Annotated in this window: 7 protein-coding genes and 3 tRNA genes; 6 read left to right on the forward strand and 4 right to left on the reverse strand. The window is 43.7% G+C overall.

Annotation, left to right across the window (positions count from 1 at the left end):
- Positions 1-406: 406 nt before the first annotated feature.
- Positions 407-1,819: an MATE family efflux transporter gene (locus LIQ05_RS18805; protein ID WP_226822874.1), complete on the forward strand. Its 1,413-nt coding sequence runs from the start codon at positions 407-409 to the stop codon at positions 1,817-1,819.
- Between the two features lie 134 nt (positions 1,820-1,953).
- Here the strand turns inward: LIQ05_RS18805 and LIQ05_RS18810 are convergent, their stop codons facing one another.
- Positions 1,954-2,928 carry a helix-turn-helix transcriptional regulator gene (locus LIQ05_RS18810; protein ID WP_226822875.1) on the reverse strand — a complete coding sequence of 325 codons (975 nt, stop codon included), beginning with the start codon at positions 2,926-2,928 and terminating at the stop codon, positions 1,954-1,956.
- Positions 2,921-3,133, reverse strand: a complete 213-nt coding sequence (locus tag LIQ05_RS18815; RefSeq protein ID WP_118579240.1) for a TOBE domain-containing protein — start codon at positions 3,131-3,133, stop codon at positions 2,921-2,923. The genes LIQ05_RS18810 and LIQ05_RS18815 overlap by 8 nt, the downstream gene beginning before the upstream one ends.
- A gap of 281 nt (positions 3,134-3,414) precedes the next feature.
- Here LIQ05_RS18815 and modA point away from each other — a divergent pair, with 281 nt between their 5' ends.
- The 3 genes from modA (at position 3,415) to LIQ05_RS18830 (ending at position 6,175) form a co-directional block, all read left to right on the forward strand.
- Entirely contained in the window at positions 3,415-4,296 is an 882-nt protein-coding gene (gene modA / locus LIQ05_RS18820; RefSeq protein WP_226822876.1) for a molybdate ABC transporter substrate-binding protein, read from the forward strand.
- Positions 4,297-4,427: 131 nt separating this feature from the next.
- On the forward strand, positions 4,428-5,123 hold the full coding sequence (gene modB, locus LIQ05_RS18825) for a molybdate ABC transporter permease subunit (RefSeq protein WP_226822877.1): 696 nt from the start codon (positions 4,428-4,430) through the stop codon (positions 5,121-5,123).
- Entirely contained in the window at positions 5,123-6,175 is a 1,053-nt protein-coding gene (locus tag LIQ05_RS18830; RefSeq protein ID WP_226822878.1) for a sulfate/molybdate ABC transporter ATP-binding protein, read from the forward strand. Before modB ends, LIQ05_RS18830 begins: the two co-directional genes overlap by 1 nt.
- 234 nt (positions 6,176-6,409) lie before the next feature.
- Here the strand turns inward: LIQ05_RS18830 and LIQ05_RS18835 are convergent.
- Positions 6,410-6,480 (reverse strand) — tRNA-Trp (locus LIQ05_RS18835).
- 160 nt (positions 6,481-6,640) lie between these two features.
- Positions 6,641-6,728: transfer RNA gene (locus tag LIQ05_RS18840), tRNA-Ser, on the reverse strand.
- Positions 6,729-6,839: 111 nt separating this feature from the next.
- Here LIQ05_RS18840 and epsC point away from each other — a divergent pair.
- Together epsC and LIQ05_RS18850 are read left to right on the forward strand one after the other, a co-directional pair.
- The gene (epsC, locus tag LIQ05_RS18845) at positions 6,840-7,766 is read left to right on the forward strand and encodes a serine O-acetyltransferase EpsC (RefSeq protein WP_226822879.1); all 927 of its coding nucleotides are present in this window, start codon (positions 6,840-6,842) and stop codon (positions 7,764-7,766) included.
- Positions 7,767-7,998: 232 nt separating this feature from the next.
- A tRNA-Gly gene (locus LIQ05_RS18850) sits at positions 7,999-8,069 on the forward strand.
- Positions 8,070-8,126 lie beyond the last annotated feature (57 nt).

An 8,126-nucleotide genomic window follows, 5' to 3' on the forward strand; every position in this document is an offset into this window, starting at 1 on the left:
TGGAAGTGTGGTAACACATGGAGCTGACTGTTACTAATAGGGTGAGGGCTTGACCAATAATCGCAAGGTTAATTAAAAAGATTTTTGACAAATATTCCACAAGGATGTAACATGTATGTAGTTTTGAAGGTACAGTAAATGAGACGGTAGCCATTTGGTTATCGTTTTTTTATTGCCGAAAACCAAACGCACAATTGGGGGAGAATCGAAATGGGAGAGTATATTCACTGAACGAAGAAATCCCATGAGCACTTTTCTGTATATATGATGAACTGCAGATGTTTCGAAAAGTTCTCATTTATCCCTTGCATTATATGCAGATATGTAGTAAATTAGTATCTACCACGCTATAATCACAGAACAAACATTCTGTTTTACAGCCTGGAATGAAGGGGGAAATTGATAAATGGAAAACACAGTAAGAAAAGGTAGATTCCAGGAGAAATTTCTGGGAGATAAAGCCTTTTACAAGATGGTACTTGCAATCGCAATACCTATTATGATACAGAATGGTATTACCAATTTTGTCAGCCTTTTGGATAATATTATGATTGGCAGAATTGGTACTGAACAGATGTCTGGGGCGGCAATCGTGAACCAGCTTCTTTTTGTATACAATCTCTGCCTGTTTGGAGGCGTATCTGGGGCAGGAATCTTTACCGCACAGTATGCGGGACAGAAGGATCATGAAGGAGTACGCCAGACATTTCGCTATAAATTGTGGCTGGTAATTGTTCTTACGATCATAACCATATTGATCCTCGCATCCGCAGGAGAAATGCTGATCGGAATGTACCTGAAGGGAGAAGGTAGTGCAGAGGCCCTGGAAGCAACCAGCAGATATGGAATGCAGTATCTTTGGATCATGCTTCTTGGTTTACCGCCGTTTATGATCAGTCAGGTATATTCCAGTACACTTCGTGAGTGCGGAGAAACCGTACAGCCTATGAAGGCAGGTGTTACCGCAGTATTTGTAAACCTGGTATTTAATTATCTTCTGATTTATGGTAAATTTGGTTTCCCGGAGCTGGGGGTAAGAGGGGCAGCTGTTGCCACTGTTCTTTCCCGCTATGTGGAGGTTGCCATTGTGATTATCTGGACACATACCCATACAGAGAAAATGCCTTTTGCAAAAGGACTTTACAGTACTCTTAAAGTACCAGCGAATCTGACGAAGAAAATTCTGATCAAAGGGACTCCGTTACTTCTTAATGAGACTCTTTGGGCAGCTGGTATGGCAATCCTTACCCAGTGCTACTCGGTGCGGGGACTGAATGTAGTAGCAGCCCAGAATATTGCCAATACCATCAATAATGTATTTAATGTAGTGTTTATTGCGTTGGGAGATTCCGTCGCCATTGTGGTTGGTCAGCTTCTTGGAGCTGGTGATATGAAGAAAGCCAGGGATACAGATAACAAGATGATTGCTTTTTCTGTAATGTGCTGTACGGGTGTGGCACTGGTTATGTTAGTAGTGGCACCATTTTTTCCTAGATTGTACAATACCAATCAGGATGCCAGAGAACTGGCGAAATATTTTATTATGATCATGGCAATCTTTATGCCACAGAATGCTTTTCTTCATGCGGCTTATTTCACCTTGCGCTCCGGTGGAAAAACAATCATCACCTTCCTGTTTGACAGCGTGTTTGTGTGGTGTGTCAGTGTGCCGATCGCATACTGCCTCAGCCGCTTCACAGGGCTTCATGTGCTGGCTGTTTTTGCCCTGGTACAGGTGGGAGATATTCTGAAATGTATTGTGGGATTTGTGCTGGTTAAAAAGGGCGTGTGGATGCAGAATATTGTTTCTGGAAAATAAAAAGATGAAGCGCATGTTCATGATGTAAAAAGACAGAATGAGAATTCTCTTATTTAAAAATAACCAAAAAAATGCTTTTCATTTATCTAAGTGCAATTTAGAAACTGTGCTGATAAATGGAAAGCATTTTTGGATTAAAGAGAAATCAATTCCCCAGTCCTTGTCACATCATATCCAGTCTGTCCCTGAAGAATGGTGCGGAAATCTTCAGACCGTACGATTTCCAGAAGCGCAGAAAAGCCAGGTTGGGAAAGAGATTCTGTTTCCATGACCAGATACATAGGAAGGGTTTCCAGTGGAATAAAATCCAGAAGCCCGGACTGGTGTGCGGCATATTCTTCTCCCAGTGCGGCGTCGGCCTTGTGTGTGGCAATTGCTGCAGCTGTGGAAATATCAGATACCAGTTCCGTATGATATCCGGATACCAGAGCTGGTGAAAGTTTTTCAGAAAAAAGGAACTGATCCAGATAAATTCGCGGTGTACTTCCTTTTTCACGGTTGGCGATTTTTATGTCCCTACGGAGTAAATCCTTTAGATCTTTCAGGTTCAATGGATTTCCAGCAGAAACATAAAGCCCTATGGAATATTCATAAAGGCATAAAAGAGACAGCTGTGTGCCTGGTACAAGGCTTCGGATATGCTCCGGATCCAGGCTTGCACAGGCAATGTGAGCCTTCTTAAAGTAAAGGGAATAAAGACTGTTGTAGCTGTTCATAAAGGACTGAAGAACAGGAATTCCCAGGGGATGAATGGACATCTGGCTTACCAGAAGTTCAAGAGCCGGGGAAAACTGGCCGCAAAGGATCAATCCGCTGGAGTGGAGCAGGTAATCTCGTTTCAAAAGAGAGCTCTCAGGAGGCAGCTCTGGAACCTGCAGATTTCCGCTTACAGAATCTAGTGGGGCTACGTTTCCCTGGATGCCCTGGGCAGGGACCGTATTCCCGGAACCAGTGCGCTCCAGGTATTGTTTCAGCTGCTGTTCACTGATGCGAAGCTGCTTCCCCACTTTGGAAGAGTACAGTTCACCCCGCTTGATTAGTTCATAGACAGTTGTCTTTTTTATCTGAAGCTTGTCTGCGATTTCCTGGGCAGTATATAGTTTATTCATCAATTCCCACCATAACGTTGGTTGCTTTAATAACTGCATATGCATCAGAGCCGACTTCAAGTCCAAGCTCCTCTACTGCTGCACAGGAAATAGTAGCGGTAATAATATTTCCGCCTCCGATATCAATTGTGACAATAGAGTTTACAGCACCTTTGTTGATATTGATCACTTTTCCTTTTAACTGGTTGCGCGCGCTTAATTTCATGTTCGAATCCTCTTTTCTCTATTTTTATGAAAATAATTTCTGGTATTGTCTGCAGGGAAAGACAAGGTTCATGTCCAGAACCTGTAGTATTTTCTTATCATAGCATGCAGGATAAAAAATAACAAGACAGGCTGACTGTAAAAATATATAAAAAAGTTGGTGAAAACTAAAAGAAATTGTATAAATGCTGCATTGGAAAATTGACATTGAAAATCAAATCAAGTATAATGAATGAAACCGAACAAAACGCAACAAAACCAAACAAAATGGAGGCGTGTGAAATGAAAAAGAGAGTTTTTGCAGCATTTATGGCTGGAGTTATGGGCACTATGATGTTCGGAACAACTTTAGTATCCGCTGAGACTCCAGAACTGAAAGGTGAGGTTTATGCATTTATTGCTGCCAGCCTGAATAACGCTATGGAAGAGCTTCAGAAGAATTTCAATGAGACCTATCCGGATGTTGAGATCCTCTACAATGCGGACAGCTCAGGTACACTGCAGACACAGATCGAGGAAGGTGCACGCTGTGATATCTTCTTCTCCGCAGCTACCAAGCAGATGGATGCCCTTGTGGATGAAGGAATTGCTGACAAAGACACTGTAGTAGATCTTCTTGAGAATAAGGTTGTTCTGATCAAACCAAAGGATGGCGAGACCAAGGTTGCTGGTTTTGAGAACATTACAGATGCTGCCAACCTTGCACTTGCAGGAGAGGATGTTCCGGTTGGACAGTATTCCCGTGAGATCTTCGAGAATCTTGGAATTACAGATGAAGTAAACAAGATGGAGATCAACGAAGGTAAAAACGTTACAGACGTACTTGCATCTGTAAGTGAAGGCAGCAACGAGGTTGGTATCGTTTATGCAACTGACGCTGCATCTGTAGCAGATTCTGTTGATATTATTGCTGAAGCACCGGCTGGAAGCCTTCAGACACCAGTTCTTTATCCGGTTGGAATGGTAGAGGATAAAGAAGCAAGTGATGAGGACAGAGCCGCTGCGGAAGCATTTCTTGAGTACCTGCAGTCTGATGAGGCACTTGCAGTATTTGAAAAATATGGATTTGCAGCTTATGGAACAGATGAGCAGTCTGATGAGGCTGACGCGGCTGAGACGACAGAGGAGACAACCGAGGAAGCTGCTGAAGATACTGTAGAATAAATTCGGACGGCCTGACTGTCATAAGAAGTGATGGTTACATATGATTGGATATGGTTATTGTTTACACTGTGGGCAGTAACCATATTCGTATCAACAGGAAATGTTAGATAGAAAGAAAAAAGGACAATAATATGGGAGAATTTCTCAGTGAGATAAACTGGAGCCCTTTGTGGATTTCCCTGAAAACAGGCGTGGTGGCAACTGTGATCGCCTTTTTTCTCGGGGTGTTCTGTGCCAGGAAGATCATGAAACTGAAGCCAGGAGCCAGAGCCGTTCTGGATGGAATCCTGACAATGCCTCTTGTACTTCCGCCTACAGTCGCTGGCTTTTGTCTGCTTCTGCTTTTCAGTTTGAAACGGCCATTTGGAAGCTTTCTTCTGGAAAATTTTGATATTAAGGTGGTGCAGACATGGACTGGCTGTGTGATCGCGGCTTCTGTAATTGCTTTTCCTCTGATGTATAGAAATGCCAGGGCTGCTTTTGAGCAGGTAGATGTAAATCTGATCTATGCAGGAAGAACTCTTGGAATGAGCGAAGGCCGGATTTTCTGGAAAGTGATCATGCCTGCTGCTGGACCGGGAATTGCTTCCGGTACCGTACTTGCTTTTGCCCGCGCCATTGGAGAGTATGGTGCGACTTCCATGCTTGCCGGCAACATTCTGGGAAAAACCAGAACCGTTTCCGTGGCTATTGCTTCGGAGACTGCGGCCGGAAATTTTGATATGGCAGGCTTCTGGGTAGTGGTGATCATTTTGATCTCATTTTTGGTAGTGGCAACGATCAACATTGTTTCCGGAAGAGGAATGCAGACCAGAAGGTGGATATAATGGCAATTGAACTTGATATTCAGAAAAATTTCAAAGGTTTTTCCCTGAATGTGAAATTGAAGGGACAAAATGGAGCCATGGGAATCCTTGGTGCTTCCGGAAGCGGAAAGAGTATGACACTTCGCAGCATTGCCGGAATTGAAACCCCGGATTCAGGAAAAATTATTATTAATGGGAAAACGGTTTTTGATTCCCAGGCGAAGATCAATTTAAAGCCGCAGGAGAGAAGAGTGGGCTATCTGTTTCAGAATTATGCCCTTTTTCCCACTATGACAGTGGAAAAGAATATTGCCTGTGGTTATCGGGGAAACAAAAGTGAGCTTTCCCAGAAGGTGGCAGATTACATAAAGAGATACCATCTGGAAGGATTGGAGAAGCATTTGCCTTCCCAGCTTTCCGGCGGTCAGCAGCAGCGTGTGGCCCTTGCACGCATGATGATCGGAGAGCCGGAGGTGATCCTTCTGGATGAGCCTTTTTCCGCGCTGGATGGTTATCTGAAGGATATTTTGCAGAGAGATATGCAGAATTTTTTAAAGGATTATAAGGGTGATATGATCATGGTGACCCACAGCAGGGACGAAGCGTACAAGTTTTGCAGCCAGTTGACTTTGCTGCACAATGGAAAAGAAATCCTCACGGGTGAGACCAGGGAGATCTTCGGGAATCCACAGTATCTGGAGACTGCCAAGCTTACTGGCTGCAAGAATTTTTCTGCTGTCCAGAAGATGGGCAGTCATGAGCTTTATGCCCTGGATTGGGAGCTGCTGCTTCGTACGGAGCAGGAAGTGACAGAGGATATTACCCATGTGGGAATCCGGGGGCACTGGATGAGACCAGCAGATGCGGCAGGGGAGAATACCATGGAGGTACAGGTGGAGGAGTATATTGAGAATACCTTTGAGCACCAGTATCTGATCTGCAATAAGGCAGCGAAGGAGAGTGGAACCTTGTGGTGGATGTGCCAGAAAAAGAATTTCCAGGAAACACCGCAGGAGAATGTTCCAAAGTATCTGTATTTTCCACCGGAGCATGTGATGCTTTTAAAGAAATAAAAATATAGGGATATGAATGTACTTTATATAGTGCTTTCATATCCCTTACTTATTAGATCAATTATATTATTTTATGCCAGATACGGAATAAGAAATGGTAAAAGGGCGATACCAATCCCGGTCATAGATTCCCATCTATAGTTACTCTCTTTTCTATTGGCATAATAATAAATCTATTTTTATAAAAATAAAAGCCAGAAATGACTAAATCAGACATTTCCAGCTTATTCGTAGCAGGGGATGAGAGAATCGAACTCCCACCAAAGGTTTTGGAGACCCCTATCATACCATTTGACCAATCCCCTATGTTTTGTTTCTGTTGCAATTATACATACAAAAGGTACAGCTGTCAAGGCATAATTGACAAAAATTTGCATGGAAATGACTAAATTTTATGAATGGAGCTGGGAATATAGAAAACAACGGCAGCTGACATACATAATAGCAACCTTCTGTAAAAGCAAGCGGAGATGGAGGGATTTGAACCCTCGCACCGGTTGCCCGGCCTACCGCATTTCGAGTGCGGACCCTTCAGCCACTTGGGTACATCTCCACGACATTTTCCATTATATCGGGGCGAGAGGAAAAGGTCAATCTTTTTTTTATTGACGTAAAAAGAATAGTGTAATAATATGAAAGGAAAGGCGAAATAAGGAGACCAGTTATGAGTGACAAGAAGACATCCATTGAGAATGCAGTAACACGTCTTACTGCGAATTACCGCAGGGAAGAGCTGTTTCTGACAAAGAGCGGAAGACACCTGCCGGTCAGAGCAGCCATTATTGATATTGTAAAAGAGATGAGATCAGTTATTTTTCCAGGATATTTTGACATTGATTCTGGGGCAGCAGTTTTTCCGGAGCATTATACCGGATATTTGCTGAATGATCTGTTTGACCGTATGCAGGAGCAGATTGAGATTGCATTTCTGTATGTGGGGGAAGATAGGATCAGCGCCTGCGGAAAGGCTGCACAGGTGACTTCCAGGTTTTTCGAGAAGCTTCCGGATGTGCAGGAAATGCTTCTGAAGGATGTGCAGGCTGGTTTTGATGGTGATCCGGCGGCTAAGAGCAGGGAAGAGATTATTTTTTCCTATCCGGGATTTCTGGCAATCTATGTGTACCGTCTGGCCCATATTCTTTATCAGGAGCAGGTTCCTTTTATTCCAAGGATCATGACAGAGTACGCCCATGATCATACAGGAATTGACATTAACCCAGGTGCGACCATCGGGGAATATTTCTTTATTGACCATGGAACCGGTGTGGTGATCGGTGAGACTACCACCATTGGAAATAATGTAAAGCTGTATCAGGGCGTTACCCTTGGTGCACTCTCTACCAGAAAGGGTCAGCAGCTTTCCGGTGTGAAGCGTCATCCTACTATTGAGGATAATGTGACCATTTATTCCAATTCTTCTGTACTTGGCGGTGAGACCGTGATCGGAGAGAATACGATCATTGGAGGCAACACGTTTATCACAGAGTCTATTCCGGCAAATTCCAAGGTAAGTGCCAAGAGTCCGGAGCTGGTGATCAAGAAGCCGCGCACCCATGTGGAAACTTCCAATGTGTGGGATTGGGATAACTAAGAAAACGGGATAAAATACGTTTTATAAATTTTACCTGTTATCGCGGAAACAGGCAGAGTGTGGGGAAGTACGGACTTTGGCCTGTCTGCCGCGAAAAGGGGCAGAGAAAAAGGTGGATATTGCGTCAATCTTAGAAACAATAGAATAAATTTAAAAATTTCTAAAAAAGTTGTTGACAAATCTGTCCATATCAGATATACTAAGCTTCGTTGTGACGGATAAGCACAAATGTGCGGGTGTAGTTCAATGGTAGAACACCAGCCTTCCAAGCTGGATACGTGGGTTCGATTCCCATCACCCGCTTATGCGATAGTGGCGTAGTTGGTAACGCGCGACCTTGCCAAGGTCGAGACCGCGGGT

This window comes from Blautia glucerasea (assembly GCF_020537505.1).
Classification (GTDB): Bacteria; Bacillota; Clostridia; order Lachnospirales; family Lachnospiraceae; genus Blautia_A.